This window comes from Succinimonas amylolytica DSM 2873 (assembly GCF_000378405.1).
Classification (GTDB): Bacteria; Pseudomonadota; Gammaproteobacteria; order Enterobacterales; family Succinivibrionaceae; genus Succinimonas; species Succinimonas amylolytica.
The window spans coordinates 45,460-46,742 of sequence record NZ_KB899643.1 but is presented as its reverse complement, the minus strand read 5'-3'; the positions used below and the strand labels follow the sequence as shown (position 1 = coordinate 46,742).

The 1,283-nt window shown below is 46.2% G+C and carries 1 protein-coding gene; it reads left to right on the top strand.

Annotation, left to right across the window (positions count from 1 at the left end; translation table 11 throughout):
* Window positions 1-1,273: ATP-binding protein (locus F557_RS0117715; RefSeq protein WP_019003544.1), on the top strand; the 1,273-nt coding region annotated here is incomplete at its 5' end.
* Window positions 1,274-1,283 lie beyond the last annotated feature (10 nt).

The following is a 1,283-nucleotide window of genomic DNA, read 5'->3' as shown; positions in this document are numbered from 1 at the left end:
TAACGAAGTAAATTTCGGGGGCAGAATAAGCGCTTCTCCCATGACGTTATCTCTGATCGGAGTAAGCGGCATTGGCAAAAGCTATGCTCTTGAACGGCTGATGAGAAGCATGTACCCTCAGCTTATACATCACAACGCCCCTGAGATGGGAGCAGTCTTTGATCAGGTGGTGTATCTTAAAACTGAAGTTCCATCCGGCGGTTCGGTAAAAGCCATGTGCGTCAGTCTGCTCAGCGAGCTCAGCAGGGTAACCGGAAACAGCTATGCTGACGGAATCCGGAAAAATACCACTCTGGAGTGTTTGCGGGTACGCCTTGAATCTCTGTTCGATGCCCATTGCGTAGGACTTATCATACTGGACGAAGTGCAGAATTTGCTGGCATCCAGGAGCAGCAAGACAGAGCTCTTTAACTTTATCGTTGAATTATCAAACACCATCAATGTGCCCATAATATTTGTGGGAACGCCAAAGATTCTTGAAATACGCCAGCAGGGGATGAGAGTATCCCGCAGACTCGGAACCGCGGGATGCCTGCAATGGGATAGAATGCATTATCGCAAAAGGGACTGGAATACATTTATAGAGGAATTGTGGAAGTATAACGTTCTGCCGTCTGAGGTGCCAGTGATACCGGATGAGATAGAACAGACGCTGTACGACCTTTCTCAGGGGATTCCGGATCTTCTGATAAAGCTGTTCATTCTGACTCAGCAGCGAACGCTGGCATGCGCTGCCAGTCTGATTAGTCAGGGCAAGCCGATTCTCATGTACAAGGATACTATAATGGCCGTGTATGATGACTACTTCGGCCATGTAAAGCCAATGATAGAAATCCTGAGATCCAATGACAAAGAACGCATCGCAGAAATCGAAGATTTGTCATTGGATTATGGCGCTTTCGACGATGCCATGAGGCTGGAAACAGCCAAAATCAATGAAAACAGCGATAATTTCCAATGTGAAGAACCAGACCCGAAATCATTGCTTGCCGGCATGGCTGAACAGTATCTGCGGTCAATGAAAGTCGATATTACCGATGAAATACGCAGTTTTATAAAACAATACCTGGATGAAAATGAGGATGCTGGTATCAGTGAAACGGTTTTGGCTGCGCTTAACTACATACACCCTCAATCCGAAAACCCTAAAACTGAAAACGAGCAAAACAAAAGCGAATCCAGAAAAAAATCGAAAGACGGGGCTTCGGCAGAACCAAAGGAAAAGAAGACACTGACAAGCGACAGCATCCCGAATATCGGTTCCATAGAGTAGCGTTTTATGG